This is a genomic window from Sorangium sp. So ce302, assembly GCF_051530145.1.
Classification (GTDB): Bacteria; Myxococcota_A; Polyangia; order Polyangiales; family Polyangiaceae; genus Sorangium; species Sorangium cellulosum_B.
Genome location: NZ_CP150326.1, coordinates 168,550 through 191,044, shown reverse-complemented (window position 1 = coordinate 191,044; position 22,495 = coordinate 168,550). Strand labels below are relative to the sequence as shown.

Annotated in this window: 17 protein-coding genes; 10 read left to right on the top strand and 7 right to left on the bottom strand. The window is 70.7% G+C overall.

Annotation, left to right across the window (positions count from 1 at the left end; genetic code table 11):
- The first annotated feature begins 26 nt into the window (after nt 1-26).
- The 3 genes from WME73_RS00745 (at nt 27) to WME73_RS00735 (ending at nt 4,625) form a co-directional block, all read left to right on the top strand.
- Nucleotides 27-890 (top strand): DUF6209 family protein, encoded by an 864-nt coding sequence (locus tag WME73_RS00745; RefSeq protein WP_437743636.1) that lies wholly within the window; start codon nt 27-29, stop codon nt 888-890.
- A gap of 55 nt (nt 891-945) precedes the next feature.
- On the top strand, nt 946-3,012 hold the full coding sequence (metG, locus tag WME73_RS00740; RefSeq protein WP_437914427.1) for a methionine--tRNA ligase: 2,067 nt from the start codon (nt 946-948) through the stop codon (nt 3,010-3,012).
- A gap of 206 nt (nt 3,013-3,218) precedes the next feature.
- Complete coding sequence (locus WME73_RS00735) at nt 3,219-4,625, top strand: hypothetical protein (RefSeq protein ID WP_437914426.1); 1,407 nt, start codon at nt 3,219-3,221, stop codon at nt 4,623-4,625.
- 141 nt (nt 4,626-4,766) lie between these two features.
- Here the strand turns inward: WME73_RS00735 and WME73_RS00730 are convergent, their stop codons facing one another.
- From WME73_RS00730 to WME73_RS00715, 4 genes are all read right to left on the bottom strand, one after another.
- Nucleotides 4,767-6,458, bottom strand: coding sequence for a glycoside hydrolase family 43 protein (locus tag WME73_RS00730; protein WP_437914425.1), 1,692 nt, complete (start codon nt 6,456-6,458; stop codon nt 4,767-4,769).
- 166 nt (nt 6,459-6,624) lie between these two features.
- Nucleotides 6,625-7,113, bottom strand: coding sequence for an SLC13 family permease (locus WME73_RS00725; RefSeq protein ID WP_437914424.1), 489 nt, complete (start codon nt 7,111-7,113; stop codon nt 6,625-6,627).
- Between the two features lie 147 nt (nt 7,114-7,260).
- Entirely contained in the window at nt 7,261-8,262 is a 1,002-nt protein-coding gene (locus tag WME73_RS00720) for a universal stress protein (protein ID WP_437914423.1), read from the bottom strand.
- Nucleotides 8,263-8,598: 336 nt separating this feature from the next.
- Complete coding sequence (locus WME73_RS00715; RefSeq protein ID WP_437914422.1) at nt 8,599-9,078, bottom strand: hypothetical protein; 480 nt, start codon at nt 9,076-9,078, stop codon at nt 8,599-8,601.
- A 102-nt stretch (nt 9,079-9,180) separates the two neighbouring features.
- On the opposite strand from WME73_RS00715, the gene WME73_RS00710 reads away from it, so the two are divergent.
- Nucleotides 9,181-9,309 (top strand): hypothetical protein, encoded by a 129-nt coding sequence (locus tag WME73_RS00710; protein ID WP_437914421.1) that lies wholly within the window; start codon nt 9,181-9,183, stop codon nt 9,307-9,309.
- A 72-nt stretch (nt 9,310-9,381) separates the two neighbouring features.
- Here WME73_RS00710 and WME73_RS00705 read toward each other — a convergent pair whose 3' ends face one another.
- Nucleotides 9,382-10,887 (bottom strand): FAD-dependent oxidoreductase, encoded by a 1,506-nt coding sequence (locus tag WME73_RS00705; RefSeq protein WP_437917526.1) that lies wholly within the window; start codon nt 10,885-10,887, stop codon nt 9,382-9,384.
- Between the two features lie 34 nt (nt 10,888-10,921).
- Here WME73_RS00705 and WME73_RS00700 point away from each other — a divergent pair, with 34 nt between their 5' ends.
- Nucleotides 10,922-11,449 carry a MarR family winged helix-turn-helix transcriptional regulator gene (locus WME73_RS00700; protein ID WP_437748142.1) on the top strand — a complete coding sequence of 176 codons (528 nt, stop codon included), beginning with the start codon at nt 10,922-10,924 and terminating at the stop codon, nt 11,447-11,449.
- A 547-nt stretch (nt 11,450-11,996) separates the two neighbouring features.
- Nucleotides 11,997-12,773 (top strand): hypothetical protein, encoded by a 777-nt coding sequence (locus tag WME73_RS00695; RefSeq protein ID WP_437743630.1) that lies wholly within the window; start codon nt 11,997-11,999, stop codon nt 12,771-12,773.
- 459 nt (nt 12,774-13,232) lie between these two features.
- Here WME73_RS00695 and WME73_RS00690 read toward each other — a convergent pair whose 3' ends face one another.
- Nucleotides 13,233-13,457 (bottom strand): type II toxin-antitoxin system RelE/ParE family toxin, encoded by a 225-nt coding sequence (locus WME73_RS00690; RefSeq protein ID WP_437743629.1) that lies wholly within the window; start codon nt 13,455-13,457, stop codon nt 13,233-13,235.
- A gap of 166 nt (nt 13,458-13,623) precedes the next feature.
- A complete protein-coding gene (locus tag WME73_RS00685; RefSeq protein ID WP_437743628.1) occupies nt 13,624-14,841 on the bottom strand; it encodes a cytochrome P450 in 1,218 nt (405 codons plus the stop codon).
- A gap of 312 nt (nt 14,842-15,153) precedes the next feature.
- Between WME73_RS00685 and WME73_RS00680 the strand changes: the two genes are divergently transcribed.
- The 4 genes from WME73_RS00680 (at nt 15,154) to WME73_RS00665 (ending at nt 22,449) form a co-directional block, all read left to right on the top strand.
- Nucleotides 15,154-15,360 (top strand): hypothetical protein, encoded by a 207-nt coding sequence (locus tag WME73_RS00680; RefSeq protein ID WP_437914420.1) that lies wholly within the window; start codon nt 15,154-15,156, stop codon nt 15,358-15,360.
- Between the two features lie 481 nt (nt 15,361-15,841).
- Nucleotides 15,842-17,695: an OmpA family protein gene (locus tag WME73_RS00675; protein ID WP_437914419.1), complete on the top strand. Its 1,854-nt coding sequence runs from the start codon at nt 15,842-15,844 to the stop codon at nt 17,693-17,695.
- A complete protein-coding gene (locus WME73_RS00670) occupies nt 17,692-21,798 on the top strand; it encodes a DUF3344 domain-containing protein (RefSeq protein WP_437914418.1) in 4,107 nt (1,368 codons plus the stop codon). Before WME73_RS00675 ends, WME73_RS00670 begins: the two co-directional genes overlap by 4 nt.
- A gap of 237 nt (nt 21,799-22,035) precedes the next feature.
- Nucleotides 22,036-22,449, top strand: a complete 414-nt coding sequence (locus WME73_RS00665; RefSeq protein ID WP_437743624.1) for a PilZ domain-containing protein — start codon at nt 22,036-22,038, stop codon at nt 22,447-22,449.
- The last annotated feature ends 46 nt before the right edge of the window (nt 22,450-22,495 follow it).

Sequence of the window (22,495 nt, the reverse complement as noted above, 5' to 3'; positions counted from 1 at the left end):
TACGCGTCCATGCAAGGAGGGTCCCGATGGCAACGACCGCTGTTCTCCAGTTCCTGCCTGACTGGCAGCACGCGCAGCAGGGTCCGATCGAGCGCGGGGGGAAGCTCAGGATCGAGTATGAGCTGAGCCGCCTATCGCGCTGCTTCACGACGTGGCGCGGCGCCGAGATCGGCGACATCACCGCCTACGTCCGCTTTCACCCGCGCGGCGCGATCGTGCAGGGGAGCGTCGTCGAGGAGGTGCGGGCCCCGGGGAACCCGCCCGGGCACGTCGTCGCGCACAGGCCCGCGGCCCTGGAGATCTCGGTGCCCGACGACGCGACCCAGGCGGAGATCTGGTTCCACGGCTTCTCGCAGACCAGCCGCCGGTGCGAGGCGTGGGACACGCGCTTCGGCGACAACTACTGGTTCGACGTGGGCGGCCCGCCGCCGCGGATCCCGGCGCAGCCGGTCGTCTACCGCGCGGGGGCGCAGCGGCGCCCCGACATCACGAACGTCCGGGCCTTTCGGGTCTCGAAGGTCTACGCGTTCCCGAGGCCCGCGCAGGGGCCGATCGCGGGGACAGACATCCAGAACCACCTGGACCTCGACGCGTGGGTCAGCCATTCGGCGTGGGGCGCCAGCGCATGGATCGATGTCCACGTGTTCGACGGCCACGACGCGCTCGTCCACGCCGAGACGATCCCGCTCGTGTATACCGGGTGGGGCCCGAACCAGCAGTTCAGCTTCGCCGGCAAGATTTTCCAGGGATCCACCGCGACGCCGGGCTCGGTGTCGCCACGGCCGGACGCGCGCAAGGTGCAGATCCGGCTCTATTACGAGATCGACGGCCAGGTGTTCACGGATGGAGTCCTGCACCAGGCCGAGCTCCCCGAGGACGCGCTGATCTGATCGGCGCCGCGCCGGCTCGCCGCGGGAGAGCGCCCCATGCTAAGAGGGCGCTGCCATGGCGAGCCGCTTCTACGTCACGACGCCCATCTATTACATCAACGACGTCCCGCACCTCGGCACCGCCTACACGACGATCGCCGCGGATGTGCTGTGCCGCTACCACCGGCTGCGCGGCCACGAGAGCCGCATGCTCACCGGCACGGACGAGCACGGCCTCAAGATCCAGCGCGCCGCCGAGGCGCGCGGCGTCGCGCCGGGCGCCCACGCCGACGAGATCGCCGCCGTCTTCCGCGCCACGTGGCCGAAGCTCGGCTGCGCTCCCGACGACTTCATCCGCACGAGCGAGCCGCGCCACAAGAAGGCCGTGCAGGAGCTCTGGAGCCGGATCAAGGCGCGCGGGGACATCTACCTCGGCCACTACGAGGGGCTCTACTGCGTCGGGTGCGAGGCCTACTACACCGAGAAGGACCTGGAGCAGCCCGGGAACGTCTGCCCGCTGCACAAGAAGCCCGCCGAGAGCGTCAAGGAAGAGAGCTACTTCTTCCGCCTGTCCAGGTACGGAGACGCGCTGCTCGATTATTACAAGCGCAACCCGACCTTCGTGCAGCCGGCGAGCCGCCTGAACGAGGTGGTGAGCTTCGTGCGCGAGGGGCTCCAGGATCTGTCGGTCTCCCGCACCACGTTCCAGTGGGGCATCCCCGTCCCCGACGACCCGAAGCACGTCATGTACGTCTGGTTCGACGCGCTGGCGAACTACATGACCGCCCTCCGGGAGCCGGAGGACAACACGCGCTTCTGGCCCGCGGACGTGCACCTCGTCGGCAAGGACATCCTGCGCTTCCACGCCGTCTACTGGCCCGCATTCCTGCTCTCGGCCGGCTACGGCGAGGCGGAGCTGCCGCGCCAGGTCTTCGCCCACGGGTTCCTCACGTACAGCGGGCAGAAGATGTCGAAGACGCTCCGCAACACCATCAGCCCCGTCGAGGTGGCGGCCGCCCTCTCCGAGGCGGCCGCGGCGGCCCTGCCCGGCGGCCCGGGCGCGGAGGCCGGCGCGCCCCTCGTCGGGGCGGACGTGGTGCGGTATTGCCTGATGCGCGCGATCTCGTTCGGCCAGGACGGCGACTTCAGCCTCCAGGACGTGCTGTCGCGGTATGGCTCGGAGCTCGGCAACGCGCTCGGCAACCTGCTGAATCGCGTGCTCCCGTTCGCCGAGGAGGTCCCCGCGAAGGGGGCCTTGGGCCCGCTCGAGGAGGAGCTCGCCGGGGCGCAGCGGCAGGCCGCGGCGGCCGCTGCGACGGCGTTCGACGCGAACCAGCCGACGCGCGCGCTCGACGCGATCTGGACGGTGATCGCCGCGGCGAACCTCTACGTCGACAAGGCCGCTCCGTGGGTGGCCAAGAAGACGGACCCGGCGCGCCTCGGGACGATCATCGCGACCTTGATCGAGCAGCTCGAGGCGATCAGCGTGATGATCTCCCCCGTGATGCCGGTCGTGGCGGGCAGGATGCGCGAGCAGCTCGGGCTGCCGCCGATCGCGTTCGAGGAGGGCAGCGATCGCTGGCCGATGGCGCTCCCCTCGCGAGCCCCCGGCGAGAAGCTCCGCAGGGGCTCGCCCATCTTCCCGCGCCTCGAGAAGGAGAAAGAGGCCGAGCTGCTCGCCCGGTTCGCCCCGCCGCGGCCGGACGCCGAGCCGGCGAAGGCCGATGCGAAGGCTGGCGCGAAGGCCGATTCGAAGGCCGCGCCCGGGGCGAGCGGCGGCGCCGAGGTGGCCGCCCCGCCGGCGCGCCAGGGCAAGAGCCCCGTGGCGTTCGACGATTTCGCCCGGCTGGACCTCCGGATCGGCGTGGTCACGAGCGCTGAGCGCGTGAAGAAGAAGGACCGGCTGCTCGATCTGCGCGTCGACACCGGCGACGGCGCCCCGCGGCGCATCATCTCGGGCATCGCGGCGAGCTACGCCCCGGAAGAGCTGGTGGGCAAGCGGATCGTCGTCATCTGCAACCTGCCGCCGCGCGACTTCGGCAAAGGGCTCGTTTCCGAAGGCATGCTGCTGACCGCCGAGGTCGAGGGGCGAGTCCGCACCATCACGGTCGAGGACGCCGCGCCGGGCACGCCGGTGCTCTGACACCGCACGTCGGCACGCGATTTACAGCGCAGCGACACGGCGGGAGCGAAACACCGGCCGCAGCGGCCGCGCGGCTATCGCGAGCACGCCGCGCCGCGATCGTGCTTTTCGCGCCGGTGGGCGGGGGACCGCCGGGGATGCAGGTCCGCGCGCCGGGGGGCGTGCTAGAACTGGTCGATGCGCGCTTGCCTTGGCACGAGGAGGCGGTGAGCATCTCCCTGCGGGGGCGCGATGCCGTGGCCCTGGCCATGGCGGTCGCGGCGCATGCCGCGATCCTCGCCGCGCCGACGCCGGAGCGGCCTCCGGAGGGCCCTGCCGAGCCGTCCGCGATCGTGGATGGCATCGATTTCGAGCTGGAATCACCGGCTCCCCAGGCCGCAACCGCGGCGCCGGCCGGGAGCGAGCCGGTCGCGGGTGAGCCGGAGGCGGCCGGCGAGATCGGCAAGGCCGCTCCGGCCGAGAAGGCGCAGGCGCCCGCGCCGGGCGCCGCAGCGGCCAAGGTCGCCTCGATGGAGCGCGCGAGGCCGGCGCCGGCCTCCCCCGCCGCCGAGCCGAAGGCCGCGCCTCCGGAGAGCGCGCCGCCCGCAGCCGGAGCCGCCGCCCGGCCTGCGGCCGAGGCCCCCGCGCCCGCCGTCGAGGCTCCCGGCGCCCCCACGCCCACCGCCGAGGCCCCTGCGCCCGCCGCAGAGGCCCCGGGGGCCCCGGCGACGGCGCCGCCCGGCGACGAGTACGGCGGGGCGCCGCCCGCCGAGGGCGGGGGCATCGCGCTCGCCCCAGGGCTCGGGACGCCCCTCTGGACCGTGCCCGGCGTGCTCCCCGGCCCTGACGCGCCGCGCGCCGCCCCGACGGCCGCCCCGCGCGCTCGCCCGGTGGATCCGGCGATCGCGGGCACGGTGCTGAACGAGACGCTGCACAGCAAGGACAAGAGCGTGGGGATCAGCGTCCCCGCCGCGGGCGCGGTGGCGAGCACCCTGGCGGACATGGTGCGCTCCTCGGCCGCGCCCCTCGACGCGAGGGCGACCTTCGAGGTCAAGCTCGGCGCCGACGGCCAGGTCCTCGGCGTCCGGCTGGTGAGCGCGTCGGCCGGGGACGGCCCCACGTGGGATCGCATCGTGGACGGGGCCAAGGGGGCGCTCGCCGGGAGCGCGCTGCAGATGGGGCCTGACCGGCAGCCGGTGACCGTCACGGTCAAGGTCCAGTCCAAGGTGCAGTATCCGTCCGGCAGCAGGAAGAAGCCCAAGCCGGAGCTCGTGTGCGCCGAGGAGGTGCTCGAGCAGCTCCAGCAGGCGATGGAGGATCCGAGTCGGCTCGGCCAGCTGCGCGGCCCGGGCGACGGGGCGGCGCCGGCGAGCGACATGGATGAAGAAGAGCGGAAGAGGATGTTCTGCATCCCTCTCGGGCTCCGCGTCAAAGGCGATCTGTCCGACGTCGGCGCGCACAAGGTCAACGTGGTCTCGGCGTCGTTCGCGGTGAAGCGCGAGGGCGAGCGCGCCCTGCCGCACGAGGACATCCTGCCGATCGACACGCGCGTTCCGTGGGCGCCGAAGGACCCGAACAAGACGAAGCTCCCGCCGCCAAAAAAGAAGAAGTGGAAGAAGAAGAAGGAGCCTTGAGGGCCCCGGCCTGCTCACTACCCTGACGGGCTGCAGAGAGCTCAGCCGAGCGAGCGCGAGCCCGATCGCGCCTCGCGCCTCGCGCTTCGGCGAAGCGCTCGTCGTCGGCCCCTCGGGCGCCACAGCTCCAGCGACCCGCGGTCAACAACGAGGTTCCTTACCCGCCTCCCTCCCGGGAAAGTGATGCTGCGGGCGCCTGGGGTCGATCAGGTACTCGCGCTCGCGGTACTCGAAGTAGTCGAAATCGGCTGGGCGCGCGGTACCCGACATGTCCTGGCACGCCATGCCGACGAACGCACCGGTGAAGTTGGGAAGGCCAGGCGCGGAGGCCTCGTCCGAGAGGATGCTGGCGTCCAGGTGCTCGGGGAACCAGCTCCAGTCCGTACCGTTGAGGCTGTAGGCGAAGTAGAGCCGGTCGTGGTCGAGCTCGGCGCGCAGGTGCACGGGCGCGGTGCCCGGGATGGGGACGGGTGCGGTGAAGGCGTCCGCCATGACCCCATCCGGAATCGCCGACATGATCCGGATATAACGCCCGACCGTCTCGTCGTGCGAGATGTGCAGGTAATGGAACTTGCTCGCGTTGTAATAGCAGATGAGCCCGGCCATCTGCTGATACTCCTCGGGCGCGAAGTCGACCGACGTGACCGCGGTGTAGCAGTGCGCCTGCTGGCGGCGTGCGACGAGCGACTGGCGGAACAGGCTGCCGAGCGTCTCGCGGCCGTAGAGCCGGAGATGACCGGGACGTGCGGTGAGGCTGAACAGCTCGTCGGGGTAGGGCGAGCGCAGCCACTGGAAGTCGATCGGCAGCTGCGGTGAATCGAAGTCCTCGCGCGCGGCCGGGGCGGGGAACGGATGCGCGGGCAGGCCGGGGGCCGGGACCTCGACGCGCGGGATACCTTCACCATCGGCCGTGCGAAGCCAGCCGTCGTCCGACCAGACCATCCTTTGGATCGCGGTCTCGCGGCCGAGCGTCGAGCGCCCGCGGTTCGGGATGGGACGGCTGCACAGGTGGACCATGTACACGCCGCCCGACGGCGTATCGCAAAGGTCAGCGTGGCCCGCGCGCTGCAGCGCGACGTCGGCGCGAGCGCGCGAGGTCAGGATGTACGTCTCGGGGTGCAGCTCGTACGGGCCGGTGAGGTCACGGGAGCGCGCCATGGTGACGGCGTGGCCCTGGTACGTGCCGCCCTCGGCGGTGATCAGATAGTAGTAGCCGCCGCGCTTGTAGATGTGCGGACCTTCGGTGTAGCCGATCGGCGTGCCTTTGAAGATGTTCGTGACAGGCCCGATGAGCTTGCGCTTGGCGTGCGAGTACTCCTGGAGCACGATGCCGGCAAAGCGATTGCGGCCGGGCCGGTGGTCCCACAGCATGTTGCTCAGATACTTGCGGCCGTCTTCGTCGTGGAACAGCGAGGGGTCGAAGCCGCTCGAGTTGAGATAAACGGGATCCGACCACTCGCCGTCGATGGTGGGGCTGGTCACCAGGTAGTTGTGGAAGTCGCGCATGGACGCGCCGGACGCGCCGCCGACGCTGGTCCGGCCGTAGCGCTTCACGTCGGTGTAGATCAACCAGAACAGGCCATCCGCATACGTCAGGCACGGCGCCCAGACGCCGCACGAATCGCCGTCGCCAAGCAGGTTCAACTGGCTCGCGCGGTTGAGCGGACGCGAGAGCAGACGCCAGTGCACGAGGTCGCGCGAGTGGTGGATCTGCACGCCGGGGTACCACTCGAAGGTCGAGGTCGCGACGTAGTAGTCGTCGCCGACGCGGACGATGGACGGATCGGGGTTGAAGCCCGGCAGGATCGGATTGCGGATGAAGGTATCAGGCATGGATGAATGGCTCGCCGGCGATGGTCGAGAGGACGATCGCGCCGAGGATATCGAAAGACGGAGCTGCCGCCGCCAAAAAAGAAGAAGTGGAAGAAGAAGAAGGAGCCTTGAGGGCCCGCCCGCGCCCGGCGCGTCGCCGGGCGGCCTGGAGCGGCGCCTCCCGCGGTCAGAAGCCCCACACGAGCGGGACGACGATGACGGTGGTCGCGAGCACCAGGAGCTGCAGCGGCGGCCCCACGGGCATGAGGAGCCTCGCGGGCGCAATGCCGCGCGTCAACGCGAGGGTCCCCACCACCGGCAGGAGGATCGCCACGGTCCCCGTGGAGCTCATGAAGGCGGACAGGAGCGCCGTCGCCCCCATCACGACCACCATCACCCTCGCCTCTCCCGATCCCGCGACGCGCTCGAGGCGGTGGCCCAGCCAATCGGCGACGCCCGTGTCCGTCAGCGCGGCCCCCACGATGAACAGGCCAGCTATCATGAGCACGGCCGGGTTGCTGAACCCGGCGAGCGCGTCCGATACCGTGGTGACGCCGGAGAGGGTGAGCGCGAGCAAGGACATCATCGCCACGACGTCGAGCCGCAGGCGATCGCTCACGAACAGGACGATCGTGGCTCCGAGGATGGCCAGCGTGAGGGCAGCTTCCGGCATCATGCGACGGCGCAGCCTATCCGAAGGGGCCGCAGAGCCAACCCCCTATCGTCTCACCGTCTTACCGGCGCTCACGCCGTCTTGCCCTCGGCGGGTCGAGTCGACGCGCGCGTCCAGGCGCCGCCGGAGCATGCTTTGCCGCCGCGCCGCTCAGGGCAGCTCCAGCGCGAACGTGGAGGGGCGCGCGACCAGCACGTCGCACGGCGCCGAGCGCATGACGGATTCGGCCACGCTGCCCAGGAGAGCGCGCGAGATCCCCGAGCGCCCGTGCGTGCCCATGATGATGAGATCGGCCTTCCACCGCCCGGCTTCGCGGACGATCGCGCGCCTCGCGTCGCCACGCCGGACCGACGACTCCCACGTCACGCCGAGCCCGTCGAACGAGCCGAGGAGGCGCCTGAGGCCGGCGCGCGCGTCGTCATGGTATCGCGCCTTGTAGGCCGCGAACTCCATCGAGGGGAGGGCGAGCGCCATCCTGTCCTCGAAGGGCACGTGGTAGGCGTGGATCGCCCGGATGCGGCTCACCTCGGGATCGATGACCTTCGTCGCGAGCGCGGCGCTCCGAAGCGCGACGTCCGAGAGCTCGACGGCGAGCAGCGGCCGCCCGTAGGCGCCGGCGGGGGGGCGCTGTACGACGAGCACGGGAGTGTCCGCGTGACGGACGGTGAGCTCGGCCGTCGACCCGAGCAGGAGATCGAGGATCGGGCGCTCCCCGTGCCTGCCGAGGACGATCAGCTCCGCGCCGCGGCTGCGCGCATGACGGATGATCTCGACGAACTCTCTGCCGACGAGCACGCTCGGGGCGACCTGCAGACCTGCGTTCCCCGCGCCTCGGGCGACATCGAGGGCGCGCGCCGCGATCTCGTCGAGCGAGCGACGCGCGGCCTGCTCCGCGCTCTCGCCCTCCGCGGGCGAGGCGGGCGCTGGCAGCACGTGAACGAGGTGCAAGGTGCTGCCCGCCGAGAGGGGGAGGCGCGCGGCGCGCTCGATCGCCGCGAGAGCGCCCGGCGAGAAATCGGTCGCAGCGAGGACGTCGCCGAGGCGAGCCTCGCGGCGCGGTGTGCTCGTCGTCCGGCCGTCGCGCTGGGGGGCCGGCTCCGCCTGGGCGGGCGAGCTGGGCGGCGTCGTGGGCGTGGCGTTGGTGCGACGCATCGGCTCGTCGCGCAGGCACAGCAAGCCGCGCGCCAGGCGTCGCGACCTGCCCTGCGCAGGGCGCACGTGCCGCCGAGGACCTGCGGCGCGGGCCCCTGAGGTCGGCGGAGGCCGGCTGCCGCTGCGGCCCACCGATGCCTTGGCGAGCGACTCGCCTCGCGTGATCGAGGGGGGGTGTCGCGCCGCGTGCGATCATCACGGCGGGCGACGTCAAGCGCAGCACCGGGTCACGCGGCTCATCCCGGCCGTGGAGGACGCACCTGCCTGCGTTCCGTCATCGACGCGGGCTACCCGGGCGCGTGCTCTGTCGGTCTGGTGTCGTCCGTCGCAGCCCCATCAACGCGGAGATGCCTTGATGGCGGCAAGAGCAGACGTGTACTCGGCCATCGCCGCCGAGATCGCTGCCGCTTGCCGCTCGTGCGCCGATGCACCTTCGAGCGCCTCGCGCTGCCGGCAGAGCGCTTCGCGCGCGAGGACATCGTCACCCGCTCGAACCGCGAGCATCGCGCGTAGTTCCCATTCCCTGGCGTTCGCAGCCTCCTGCGCAGCCGCTCGTGCCAGCTCCGCCCCGTATCTCTCAAGTGATTCCAGACGGCGTTGAGCCTCTTCAAATCGACGAGCTCCCTCGTCCTCGGCGCTCGGCTGAGCCTTCGGACCACGTCGAAGCTTTGAAAGGACGCGAGTAAACCAATGAGGTACCCTTTCTGGTGCCTGCACAGGCTTGAGCCGAGCAGCAACTCTAGCATCATCGATACGCTTCAAATCGCGTTCGATTCGCTCGGCGAGCTTGGCAAACTTCTCGGCATGGGAATCCATCTCGATTGAACCCCCTGCTTCTCATCTTATGCCGGATCCACGTCCGTTGGAAGACGGTTACCACCCGGTTACGACGCAGAGCACAACCTGGTCAAGGGCCCGGTGGCGGTCACGGGGGATCGCTACATCGCGTCGATCACGCTGGACCCCGCGGCGGAGCCCGCGAACCTGATCGGCCAGAGCGGTGGTACCGGCGTCCAGGTGCCCTGGTCGCTGTTCCGTCTCCCTTGACGCGAGGGGCCGCGCCGTTGGCTCGGTGAACTCCACAGTCTGCGGCGTGGCGAGAGCGCGCTCTCGTCCTTGTCATCTTCGTGATGGGAGCCCGACGCTGGCAAGGTAGGCTTCCAGAGCGGGTGCATGGTCGGACGACACGATGGCGCCGATATAGCCGTCCGGCCGGACGAGCACCCAGTCGCCGTGCGACACGCCATAAGCAGCGCGGAGATGGCCGCCATCATCGACGATGTCGCCGCGCGGCCCGACGGCGTGGATGTGAAGTCCGGGGCGCGGCTCGACGGCCGAGAGCCGGTCCGACCCGTAACCCAGCAAGGTCCAGTGTGGACCCTGGAAGAGCTTGAAGAGCCGCGTCGGCATCCCCGCGACGCCGCGGACGGGCGCGTCCGGCGCTCGATTGCCCGCGCGGATGCCGCCGCTGCGTTTCGGCTTTTCCATGGCCAGCGACGATTCCGGGTACCCGAGATCGAGCTGATGCACCTCGCGTCCGCGGCGCATGACGCCCCGCTTGGCCGCCTCCAGGAGCTTCGTCGTCAGGCCGAGCGTCTCCGCGGCGACCGGCCGGCGCTCCTCCTCGTAGGTCGCGAGCAGCGCCTCCGGCGCGCCTGCCAGAACGGCGGCGAGCTTCCAGCCGAGGTTGTAGGCGTCCTGCACGCTCGTATTGAGGCCCTGCCCACCCGTCGGCGGGTGGATGTGCGCGGCATCGCCGGCGAGGAAGACGCGCCCGTCCCGGTAACGGTCGGCGAGGCGCGCGTTCATGGTGTAGGCGGAGGCCCAGGAGACCGAGCGGATCACGACGTCGCCTCGGCCCGTGCGGCCCGTGACCATCGCTGTGAGGCCTTCCGCGGAGAGATCGACATCACCCTCGAGAGGAATCGGCGCCTGCAACTGGAACATGTCGGTGCCGGCGAGCGGGCACAGCGACACCTGCTTTTCCATCGACCCTTCGTTGAAGCGATGCCAGGCGGCCCTGCTGAGTCCCTCCAGGACGACGTCGGCGACGACCGCGCGCACTCCCAGGGTCTTGCCGGGAAAGCCGATCGCGAGCGCGTGCCGTACGACGCTGCGGCCGCCGTCCGCTCCGACGAGATAGCGGACGCGGACGGTCTCCTCGCCCGTCGGGCCGGCGATGCGGGCGTTGACCCCCTCGCCATCCTGCTCGAAGCCCTTCAGCTCGCGGCTGAACTCCGGGTATTTCCCGAGCTCCGCCAGACGCTCGCGCATCGCGGCTTCGGTCAGGAATTGAGGCACGAGGAGCGGCAGACGATAGGGCTCGCCAGGCGTCGGGTCCTGAGGCTCCATGATCTGCGACTCCTCGTAGCCTCCGTCGTCGCGATATACCCGCGGGGGTGGGTACAGGCCGCCGGTCGCAACGACGCGGTCGAGGATGCCCAGATCCTCGAACACCTCCTGGCTGCGCGGCTGGATCCCTTTGCCGCGCGAGCCGCGAAAGGGCCCGTCCTGCCTGTCGATGAGCCGGAACGCAACGCCCCGACGGGCGAGCTCAATGGCGAGGGTCAACCCAGCAGCACCTGCGCCGACGATCAGGACATCCGTCGAAAAAATAGATTCCACAGCGAGCTCCGCTTTTTTGGACCGCGTTTCAGATATGTGTATATTGCATATAACCGCGCCCTCCGAAGCGTCAAGGAAATTTGTGCAAAATACACGCATCACAAAAAAGAAGCTCCGCGAGCTCCACGGAGCCATGGTCGATCTGATCGCGCTCATGAACCAGCCGCAGCGCGATCAGGAGCTGCTCGCGGAGGCAGGCATCTCCCTGGATCAAGCCCTCTTTCGGCTGCTGGTGGGGATCGAGCGCTTCGGGCCGATCGGCGTGGTCGAGCTCTCGAACCGAGCCGGGCGCGATTACACGACCGTCAGCCGCCAGGTCGCGAAGCTCGAGAGCCTGGGGCTGATCGAACGCCGACCGAGCCCGGCCGATCGTCGCATCCATGAGGCGGTGATCACCGACAAGGGGCGGCAGATGACGGACGCCTTGGACGCCGCGCGTCAGCGGCTTGCGGCCCCCATCCTCGCCAAGTGGAGTGAGGAAGACTTCAGCGACCTGGTGCGCCTGATGCGCCGGTTCGTGGACGACTTGATGGCGCCGTCAGGCGGAACGGACAAGACCTGAGGTGGTCGCAGGCCTCCTGCGGCCCTCTGTGCCAACGTCCGGTGAGACAGGCTCCCCCTGGAAATCTGTGGTGAGAGGGCGGAGAATGGACCTGACCCGTGCCGAAGCCTTCCCATCTCCGATCCGTCGATCCTACCCCCGCCCCAGCGGCGCAGGGCGCTGCTCCCCGCCCGAGTGGCGTCGCCGCCGAGACTGTGCCGAAGCCGGGTAAGAGGCGGAAGTTCTCGGCGGCGGAGAAGCTGCGCACCAACCCGGGGCGCGGGTGGAAGTGGAACGCCGTCGCGTTTGTCGGTATCGCGCACGGTTCAGGCGTTCAGGAGCACGCGGCCGGCGGGTACGCCGGTCAGAAATAACGGAGGTTGTCCCGGTGCAGGCGCCGGTCGTGCTCGGGGGGATGTGCGCCGACAGGCGACGTCCTCGAGTCCTTCGACGAGCCGGACGTCACGCCGGCGCTCGCTGGGGTCGGCGATGCTGGACGCAGGGCGGCGCCGTCCCGCCGCGCGCTACGCTCGAGCTCAGGCGAGGTCTGAGGTAGGCTTACCTGCTCATGAGCCTCCTGCTCTCGATGACCTCTTGCCCCAACTGCGGGGCGCCGCTCTCCGTCGAGTCGGGGCGGCGCAGCGTCATCTGCATCTTCTGCAACACGAGTCTCTTCGTCGAGCGGCCCGCCACCGGCGCCGCCGTCGCGCAAATCAGGGCCCAGACCGTCTCGAAAGACGACATCGAGCGCGTCAAGCAGCTGCTCGTCGACGGCAAGCGCGACGAGGCCATTGCCCACTATGCGCGGGCAGCGTCCGTGTCCAGAGACGAAGCCGAGCGGGCCGTGGAGAGCGTGTTCCTCTCGGCCTACTGGACGCTCGTCCGTCACTTGCCGATCAACGGCTTCGGCTTCTTCCTCCACGCGGTCTTCGTCTTCGGGGGCGCCGGGCTCGCCGCCTGGGCCGCGACACAGGCAGTCGAGTCGCCGGCGTACTGGGCGCTCGTCGCGGCGGGGGGCCTCTTCGCGATTCTACAGCTCGCGCGGTTCCTGCGGCACCTCGCCTCCACCCTGGTCGCATCGTTCGGCTCCCTCGGCCGCGGGCGCGTCCTCCGTTGCACGGTGGTGCGGGAGCTCGCGAAGCAAAATGGCTTCCTCGTCGTGGTCCTCTTCGAGGTCGTCCCCGACGACGGCAGCCCGGCCTTCGTCGACCAGGAGACCCTCCTCGTCGGCGAGGAGTCTCTCCGGAAGCTCTCGCCGGGCAACGTCATCCGCGTGCGCTTCGACGGCGCTCGCAAGCGCGTCTTTCCGGCCACCCCCGTCACCGTGCTGGCGACGGGGGTCTGACGCGGGGTGATCGCCGAAGAGCCGCACGGGGCACGGGCGCGGCCTGCCGCCCGCCTGTCAGCTTGAGCGGGGAAGGCCGCCGCTGGACGACCGCTGTACCGCTATCCCTTGCAACCGAGCGAGTCGTCCATCTTCGAGCAGCACCCAGGGGGCTGATGCCGAGCTTTGCCCATTGGGCGAGACGGTCTCCCCAAAACGCCTTCTCAGCGCATTGCAGGAATGACTTCCCCCTCTCACTTGCCTTTTTGCGCCTTGGCGCCTTGGCGTTGAATTCCGGCTTCCCGGTGCGAATGGACCGGCTCCGCCACCGCTTCAGCGACCAAGGTGCTGGAGTAGACGGCCCAACCAGCGCATGCACCCGGCGCTGCGCCCAGCCGCGTAGCGGGGCTGGACGGCTGGGCCCCCTCCGGCTGATTCGCAAGTCGTTGTGCCCTTGCTCGAACCATGCACCCACAGATTCTACGGAGAAGCCATGATTCGATAGGACCGCAGGAAGAGCTCCCGGACGTCGTCGCGCCCGAGCTCCGGCACAACGCGTCCGCCGAACGGCGTCGTCGCTGCGAGCTCTGCGTGCTGAACGATGCGTGCTGTCCAGCGCTCAGCAGCCTTCCGGTCATCCCGCGCAATGAAGCGAAAGATGTCGACCAAGTCGTCGCGTGAACGTTCCGTCCAGACTACGGCCACGCGATCGGCCCAACCTCGCGCTCCAGGGAGTCCATGAGCGCCTCTGTGTCCATCACCCGGCCGGCGGCGTCGTCGGCGAGCCCCTGTGCAACGGCACGCCTGGACCCACCTCGGACCCGCTCGTCCAGAGCCCCCCTCCCCCACCGCGAGATCCTCCTCGTAGCCTTCACCCTGGGCACGGCGTGTGCGCCCCCGCGGCGTGCACCGCGGCGCGCCTCCCCGGCTCGAAGCGGATCGGCAAGCGCGCCGGACCCTGCACGATGATCGCCTTGCGCGGCTCCCACGGCTCGTCGCTCGCGAGCCGGAGGCCCTGCAGACGGCAGAGGAGATCCGGCAGCGCGATCCGCGCCTCCAGGCGCGCCAGCGCCGCCCCGATGCAGAAGTGGATGCCGTGGCCGAACGCGACGTGCGGGTTGGGGTCGCGCCCGATGTCGAAGCGGCCAGGGTCGTGGAATTGATGCGGATCCCGGTTCGCGGAGCCGATCACGGGCAGCACCAGCTTCCCGGCCGGGATCACCTGGCCGTGCACCTCGACGGCGCGCTTCGTCTCGCGGAACACCATCTGCAGCGGCGAGCGGTGGCGCAGGACCTCCTCGATCGCCGAGGGCAAGAGCTCGGGCGCCGCCCGGAGGCGGAAGAGCTCCGCCGGGCTCTCGAGGAAGCACAAGATCGCGTTGTCGATCAGGTTCGTTGTCGTCTCGGTGCCCGCCGCGAGCAGGAACTGGAAGAAGTTCAGGATGTCTCCCTCGGTCAGCCGCTCGCCGTCCACCTCGGCCTCGACGAGCCGGGTCAAGAGGTCCTCCGCCGGCGCCCTCCGGCGCGCCTCGATCAGGTCCGCGAGATACGCCTTCATCTCTTCCTTCACCACGGCGTGCTCGCTCACGGCCCTCGCCGCCTCCTCGCCGCCGGAGATCGCGTGGCTGAGGTTCACTATCACCTCGCTCCAGCGCAGCAGCCGCGCCCGGTCCTCGGGGGGAATGCCGAGCATCTCCGCGATCACCATCGTGGGCAGCGGCCCCGCGTAGTCCGCCGCGAGGTCCATCTCCCCGCGCTCGATGCACGGATCCAGGAGATCGCGCGACAGCTCCCGGATGCGCGGCTCCAGGCCCGCGATCGAGCGCGGCGTGAACGCCCGCAGGACGATGGATCGAAGCTTCGTGTGGCGCGGCGGGTCGGAGAAGACGATCCAGTCCGGCGCCTTGCCGGTGGGAGGCGTCACCGCGGAGCTGAAGGCGTCATGATCGGTCAGCGCCCGCTTCACCCCGTCGTAATCGAAGACCATCCAGAGATCGAGCGGAGCGACATGGAACACGGGAGAGCCGGTCCGCAGCTGATCGTAGAGGGGATAAGGATCCCGCCGCATCTCGTCGGGGAAAAGGTTCATCGTCGAAACCTCCGTCGTCTGGAGTCGCCGGTGGCAGCCGCCGTTCGGAGACGATGGTAGTCGATACACCCACGAGATGGAGCGCTGGAACGCGCCTCCCGCGCGGAATACGCCAGTCGACACGACCCGGACGGACGCGGCGCCCGGCCACCGCGAGCCGCCGGCGGCCCCGGATGAGCCCGCGGCGCCTGACGTAGCGAGTCCTGGGCGGCGCCCGACACGGGTCCTTTCACGCGGACGCGGGAACCGGCCGGTGCCCTCCGCCCGTACCCAGGCCGAGACCTCGACGCGCCGGCGCCGCTCGGTAGCGTCGTGACGAGCGGCAGCTCGTATCTCCGGGCAGAGATCACGAGGAGCTCGCCCTACGCGACGAGCCAGGCCGAGTCGACCTCACCGATCGACGCGCTCCGCTCGCCGATGCTGGCCGTCACGCCAGGATCCAGGTTCACCGCCGTTGGCAAGATCGGCTCGAACCCTGGCATCTTTCAATTCAGCGGCACCGTCCGAACGAACTTTTGATCCCACGGGGAACCCAGGCCTCCGGCGACGCAGCGCCGGGGCCGCGAGCACCGCAGAGCCCGCCGGCCGAGCGCGCCGGCGCGCCGGCGCGCCCCCGCTCGATCCTGGTCGATACCGCCGCACCGAGGCCGCAGTGCTGATGTCTGTAGGCCTCAATCGGCCCGCCGCAGAGCCGGCTGGGGCCGCGAGATCCCCGACAAACCACCCGCCCCACGCGACGACGAGGCGTGCACACGCCTTGCATAGGCCGCGCTGCGAAGGCCGGCTCGCAGGAGAGCCGCCCTGTCGAGGCCGATCCGAATTCGGACGGCCGCCCAGCGAAAAGTCCACCTGTAGCGTCCTGCGAAGCCTATAAGACGGCCCGGGATTTCGAGGCTGCTCGCCGATCCTCCTCGTCGAGTACGCCGCGTTTCCCCCAACTTGCCTGCGCGCCGGAGCAGTCGACGGCCGCTCGCCCAAAGCACCCAAGGTGATCCTGCGCATGAGAGCCCCCTTGCCCCCTCGATGGATCTGCGGCGCCGCCGCCCTAGCCGCGGCGGCGTGGGCCGCGCCAGCGTCCGCTCAGGAAGCGGGACCGGCGCGCGGCCTCGCCCTCAACCGCTTCAGCCCCGCGCCCGCCGGCGACCGGATGTTCGGTGTGCCGTCGCCGTATGCAGCCTCGCCGAACCAGGACGGCAGCGCGACGCTGCACGTGATGCTGCTCGGCGACTACGCGCACAACCCGCTCGTGCTCACGCGGGAGGGCAGCGACGAGAACCTCGGCGCGATCGTCGGCCACCAGCTGTTCCTGCACCTGAACTCCTCGCTCACGCTCTGGGATCGGCTGCACGTCAACGTCGACCTGCCGCTCGCCGTGCTGCAGCAGGGCGACAGCCCCGCGGCCGAGGGCCTCTCGTTCAGGTCGCCGAGCGACGTGCAGCTCGGCGATCTCCGGGTCGGGCTGCGCCTGCGCCTCCTCGGCGATTACTTCGACCCGTTCCAGCTCGCCGTCGGCGGCTTCGTGTGGGTGCCGACCGGCGACCGCGACGGCTCGTTCGTGGGCGAGGAGTCGGTCCGCGGCCTGCCGCAGATCCTCGCCGGCGGCCGGATCCCGGGCTTCGTCTGGTCGGCCGCGGCCGGCGTCGATCTGCGCCCCGCGCAGACGTTCGCGCAGGTGCGGCAAGGCCTGATGTTCAACGGCGGCGCGGGCGTCGGCCTGCTGCTGGGCTCGGAGGAGCAGCTCCAGATCGGCCCCGAGGCGACCGTGTCGACGGTGCTGGAGGACCCGGAGGCCCGCAACACGAACGTCGAGGCGCTGCTCGGCCTGCGCTACCGCTTCGCGCCGACGCTCCGCGACTTCGAGCTCGGCGTCGCCGCCGGCCCCGGCTTCACCTCGGGCATCGGCACCCCGGATTTCCGCGCCGTCGCGATGCTCGCGTACTCGCCCGAGGTCCGGCGCGCGGATCCGGACCGCGACAAGGACGGCATCGTCAACGAGAAGGACGCGTGCCCGGACGTGCCCGGCGTCGGCGACCCGGATCCGAAGAAGAACGGCTGCCCGCCGTCCGATCGCGACGAGGACGGCTTCCTCGATCGCGTCGACGCGTGCCCGGACACGCCCGGCATCGCGAACGACGACCCGAAGAAGCACGGCTGCCCGCCGCCCGGGGACCGCGACAAGGACGGCATCACGGACGACGTCGACGCGTGCCCGGACGAGGCCGGCCCGGCGAACGAGGATCCGAAGAAGCACGGCTGCCCGCCGCCGCCTGACAAGGACGGCGACGGCGTGATCGACGCGGAGGACGCCTGCCCCGACATCCCCGGTATCCGCACCTCGGATCCGGCGACGAACGGCTGCCCCGGCGACCGCGACGGCGACACGGTGCGAGACGACAAGGACGCCTGCCCCGACGAGAAGGGCAAGCCCGATCCGGATCCGGCGAAGAACGGCTGCCCCGTCGCCGTGCGCATGACGGAGACGGAGATCGTCATCCTCCAGCAGGTGCAGTTCGACACCGGCAAGGCGACCATCAAGAAGGTGAGCGATCCGCTCCTCGATGAGGTGGCGGGTGTGCTGAAGGAGCACCCGGAGATCACCAAGATCGAGGTGCAAGGGCACACAGACCCGCGCGGCGGACGCGCGTACAATATCAAGCTCAGCCAGGCGAGGGCCGAGTCGGTCATGAAGGCGCTGGTCCAGCGCGGCATCGAGGCCGAGCGGCTGGCGTCGAAGGGCTACGGGCCCGACGTCCCGATCGCGGAGAACGACACCGACGAGGGACGCCAGAAGAACCGCCGCGTGCAGTTCAAGATCCTCGAGAAGAAGCCGAAGCAGCAGCAGGAGGCGCCGTGAAGAGACGTTGGGTCATAGGTAGTCTTGTCGGGCTCGCCTCCGTGGGCGGGCAGGGCGGCGCCGCGCACGCCGCGCCCGAGTTGCGCGAGCAGGTCGACCAGCGGGGCGACTTCATTCTCATCGGGAACACGCTGGGCAACGAGTGCGGCAGCGACGACATCGCGTCGCCCGTGCTGGGCGACCGCGGCCCGTGCGGGAGCGGCACCGGCGACAGCGCGCCCGACACCTACTGGCGCTCCGACTCGCCCGCGGACGGCCAGGCGGAGGCGAACACCAACATCACCGCCGCCCAGGCGCGCACCACCGCCGTGCTCGAGGTGCCGGCCGGCGCGACGGTCACCCACGCGTACCTCTACTGGGGCGCGCACCTCGGGACCGCCGGGAACGCGGACCAGGCCGTCACGCTGGAGCGGCCCGGCACGGGCAGCTTCTCCGAGGAGGTCACCGCCGACGACTTCGTCGAGACGATCAGCTCGAGTCGCGTCTACTACCAGTCGGTCGCGAACATCACCGCCCTCGTGCAGGAGCACGGGTCCGGCGCGTACCGGGTGAGCGGCATCAACAGCGCGAGCTTCGTGAACAGCGACTTCAACAACCACTTCGCCGGGTGGTGGCTGGTCGTGTTCTACGAGCTCGCCTCCGAGCCGCCGCGCAACCTCGCGCTCTTCGACGGCCTCGACACGGTGGCCAGCGGGTCGACCCAGGAGGCCGTCCTGGACGGGTTCCTGGTGCCGAACGCGGGCTACGACGCGAAGATCGGCATGGTCGCGTTCGAGGGGGACCTCGCCCACACGGGCGACCAGTTCCTCTTCAACGGGACCGCGCTCGGCAATACGCAGAACCCGGCCGACAACTTCTTCAACGGTACGCGCTCCTACTTCAACGCGCCGGTGTCGAACATCGGGGATCTGCCGCAGCTCGCCGGCACCCAGGGGACCATGGCGGGCATGGATATCGACGTCTTCGATATCACCTCGCTGGTGACCCCGAGGCAGACCTCGGCGCCCATCGTGGCGTCGAGCAGCATGGACCTCTACTTCCTCGCCGGCTTCATCACGTCGATCTCGACCTTCAGGCCGGACTTCACGTCCTCCTCGAAGTCGGCCGTCGACGTGAACGGCGGGCTGCTGCTCCCGGGCGACGTGCTCCAGTACACGATCGAGGTCGTCAACAGCGGCAACGACGCGTCGAGGGGCACCGTGCTCACCGATCCGCTGCCCGCGGGCGTCACCTACGTGCCCGGCTCGCTCTCCGTCCTGACGGGCGCGAACATGGGCGCGAAGACGGACGCGGCCGCCGACGACCAGGGCGAGTACGACGCCGGGACGCGCACGGTCCGCGTGCGGCTCGGCACGGGCGCGAACGGGACGGCGGGGGGGTCGATCCCCGCCGGGCAGTCGACGCGGGTGACCTTCCAGGTGACGGTCAACGGCGACGCCTCGGGGGTCATCGCCAACCAGGCGATCGTCCGCGCCTCCGGGCAGCAGGGCGCGCCCGAAGAGGACACGCCGACCGACGGCAACGGCCCGACCGACGGCGTGCCGCCGACCGAGGTCGTCATCGACGAATGCGAGACCAACGCGCAGTGCGCCGCGCCGACGCCTCACTGCGACACGGCGGCGGAGCCCAACGAGTGCGTCGAGTGCCTCACGGACGCGCACTGCGGGCCGCTCTCGCCGACGTGCGATCCCGACACGCACGCCTGCGTCTGCGAGCCGACGGGCGCCGAGGTCTGCGGCGATTCGATCGACAACGACTGCGACGGCGTGCTCAACAACGGCTGCGACTCGGACAACGACGGGATCGAGGATCCCGACGAGCTCGAGACCGGCACCGACCCGAACGACGCGGACAGCGACGACGACGGCGTGATCGACGGCGATGAGCCGGACTTCGACGAGGACTCCGACGAGGACGGCCTCGTCAACGCGCTCGACCCCGACAGCGACAACGACGGGCTCTACGACGGCACCGAGCTCGGCCTGCCCTGCGACAACGCGGTCACCGACGCCGATGCGGGCCATTGCCGCGCCGACGGGGACGCCGGCGCCACCAAGACCGACCCGCTCGACGCCGACACCGACGACGGCGGCGTGCCCGACGGCCACGAGGACTTCGATCTCGACGGCGTCGTCGACGCGGGTGAGACCGATCCGAACGTCCGCGCCGACGACGTGCCGCCGACGGACACCGACGGCGACGGGCTGAGCGACGATCTGGAGGAGACGATCGGGAGCGATCCGAACGACGCCGACACCGACGACGACGGCGCGCTCGACGGCCAGGAGCCGAACCCCGCCGACGACACCGACGGCGACGGGCTGATCAACGTGCGCGACGTCGACAGCGACAACGACGGGCTCTATGACGGCACCGAGCTCGGCCTGCCCTGCGACAACGAGGACACCGACGCCGACGCGGGCCACTGCCGCGCCGACGCGGACGAGGGGGCGACCAAGACCTCGCCGGTCGATCCCGACACCGACGACGGCGGCGTGCCCGACGGCCAGGAGGACCTCGATCTCGACGGCGAGATCGACGCGGGCGAGACCGATCCGAACAACGGCGCCGACGACGCGACGCCGGCGGACAGCGACGGCGACGGGCTGATCGACGTGATCGAGACGGAGATCGGCACCGACCCGAACGACGCCGACAGCGACGACGACGGCGTGATCGACGGCGACGAGCCGAACTTCAGCGACGACCACGACGGCGACGACCTGATCAACGCGCTCGACCCCGACAGCGACGGCGACGGCTTGTTCGACGGCACCGAGCTCGGCCTGCCCTGCGACAACGCCGCCACCGACGCCGCCGCGGGCAACTGCGTCGCGGACGCCGACCCCGCGACGACGACGCACCCGCTCGACTCGGACACGGACGACGGCGGCATCTCCGACGGCGCGGAGGACGCGGATCACGACGGCGCCATCGACGAGGGCGAGACCGATCCCAACAACGGCGACGACGACGCGGTGGACGAGGACCGCGACGGCGACGGGCTGCCCGACGCGGAGGAGGAGGCGATCGGGAGCGATCCGGACGACGCCGACACCGACGACGACGGCGTGCCCGACGGCCAGGAGCCGAAGCCCGGCGAGGACACCGACGGCGACGGCCTCATCAACGTGCGCGACGTCGACAGCGACAACGACGGGCTGTTCGACGGCACCGAGCTCGGCCTGCCCTGCGACCGCGAGGGCACCGACGCGGAGGCGGGCCACTGCCGCTCCGACGGAGACGCCGGCGCGACCAAGACCGACCCGCTCGACGCCGACACCGACGACGGCGGCGTGCCCGACGGCCAGGAGGACGTCAACCTGAACGGCGTCATCGACGCGGGCGAGACCGATCCCAACCTCGGTGAGGACGACGGGACGCCGGCGGACAGCGACGGCGACGGGCTGGGCGACGCGCTCGAGGACGAGATCGGCACCGACCCGAACGACGCCGACAGCGACGACGACGGCGTGATCGACGGTGACGAGCCGAACTTCAGCGACGACCACGACGGCGACGGCCTCATCAACGCGCTCGACCCCGACAGCGACGGCGACGGGCTGTTCGACGGCACCGAGCTCGGCCTGCCCTGCGACAACGCGGCGACCGACGCGGACGCGGGGACCTGCATCGCGGACGCCGATCCCACGACGACGACGAACCCGCTCGATCCGGACACGGACGACGGCGGCGTGACCGACGGCGTGGAGGACGCGAACCACAACGGCGCCATCGACGAGGGCGAGACCGATCCCAACAACGGCGACGACGATCAGACGCCTCCGGCGTGCCGGCAGGACAGCGATTGCGGCGGCGCGACGAGCGGGATGATCTGCGAGGAGCACGCCTGCGTGGAGGGCTGCCGCGGCGCCGAGGGCAACAGCTGCCCGTCCGGCGAGGTGTGCAGCTCGACCGACAGCACGGCGGGCACCTGCGGGCCGGCAACCGAGAACGACCCGACCGGCATCTTCGCCGAGGGCAACGGCCTCTGCGCCGCGCGGCCCACGCCCGCGGGCAGCACCCGTGGCGCTGCCGCGCTCCTGCCCATGCTCGCCGCCCTCGCCGGCCTCGCCCTGCGCCGGCGCCGCGCGGGCCGCTGACCGGCGGATAGAGAGGCCCACGGCCGCACGCCGCCCCGCCCACCTGGCGGGGCGGTGCCCCCCGGCGGCCGCGGGCGCCTCTCGTCGCGAGCGCCCTCAGGGGCGCCGACATCCCCCCACCCGCTCCTCAACGACCAGCGTTCGTCCTCGACCCGCCGAAGCACGGGGCGCTACGCTGTAAGTTTCTTGTCCATCTGTAGCCGTCCTCCGTAGCGTACCGCGCCAAGGAGAACGACCATGGAGATGCTGCTCGCCAGCGAGCGCCGCGCCACGCGCCGCGCTGCGATCGTGGAGTGCCAGGCCGTGCGCGAGCGGGGCTTCCGGCTGCTCGGGACCCGGGCGATCGACCTCTCGATCGACGGCATGCTCGTGCTGACGAGCGCCCGCCCGCTCACGGGTGAGCCGGTGATCGTCTCGTTCCGGATCCCGGACACGAACGTCTGGATCGACGCGACGGCGACCATCGCGCGCACGCTCCACGGCCGGCGCCTGGGCGACCCGGGGCGCGCCGTGGGCCTGCGCTTCGACCCGCTCGACAGGGCGTCGGGCCGGCGCCTCCGCGCGGCGCTCGAGCATTTCCCGCCGACGTACCCCTACCGCGCGCAGCGCGTCGACTACGCGGCGACGGCCGCGATGATCTCGCTCAGCTGATCTGCGCGCTCGAGCGACCGAGCGGCCCTGACGCCGCTGCGGGGCA